We start from the raw sequence: 845 nt of genomic DNA on the forward strand, positions 1-845 counted from the left end.
TATCGTGTTTCATCTATCTCCAGTCGTTTAATAATTTTGAGAAAGACTGTTGGCTCAGATTTTCGATAGATTCTTGATATGAGAAAAATATCAGCCTCGAAAATACTTTTTCTACAGTCTCGTTATACGTTAATAGGAACATCATGGCAGAACTAAAGTATAAAAAATTATTCTCTGGACTTATTGGCGTTTGTTACAGCCAATTCTATATCGAATCAGAAGATCACGATGATTATGATTCTTGTGAAGAACAATTTAAGGGTCAAAATAATGGGCTTTGTGGTGCTGCTACTCCAGAACGCATATTTTTTACAGCTAGGCCAAAAGATTCAGTCATTGATCTCGATATTAATCTTTACGCAGAAAAGCCTGAAGTCAATGAAGTGTATACAGATATAGTTGAAGTATCATTTCGCCCGGGTGAAGAACCTATTTTCCTGTGCCAGTGGGCTCACGAAGAAGTATATCCTCTAAACCTAGATAATGGTGACTATCGAGTTCGCTACTCTATTGTCGGTTTAGACAATGATTACGACTATGACGAAGAGGATGATGAATATTTTCAAAAGCCGGTACCAGGGCAAAAGTATCTCATCGAAATTTGGCCCCAAGAGAAAAGTCAGGATCAGATTATTAAGCAAACCTCTATGGAAGCAGCCTATTGGCATAGAGAATGGGGTTCGAGAAAATAACGTATAACAAGTTGCTCAAGAGGGACGTTTGATCTTGCCCCGTTTTAACGGACACCTTTTGACGTTACAGAAGGTGCCCAATGCCAGCCTACAAGAACCAGAAAAAGACAAAGCAGTACTCACTGGAATTCAAGCGATCAGCCGTTGAGATGA

General features: G+C 39.1%; 1 protein-coding gene. It reads left to right on the plus strand.

The features are described 5' to 3' along the window. Positions 1-143: 143 nt before the first annotated feature. On the plus strand, positions 144-692 hold the full coding sequence (locus OUO13_RS14325; RefSeq protein WP_283174588.1) for a hypothetical protein: 549 nt from the start codon (positions 144-146) through the stop codon (positions 690-692). The last annotated feature ends 153 nt before the right edge of the window (positions 693-845 follow it).

Origin of the sequence: Parathalassolituus penaei (genome assembly GCF_026626885.1) — a bacterium.
GTDB classification, from domain to species: Bacteria; Pseudomonadota; Gammaproteobacteria; order Pseudomonadales; family Oceanobacteraceae; genus Oceanobacter; species Oceanobacter penaei.

Coding starts and splice junctions, on each gene's coding strand:
- OUO13_RS14325 (WP_283174588.1), top strand. CDS start 144: ATGGCAGAACTAAAGTATAAAAAATTATTCTCTGGACTTATTGGCGTT.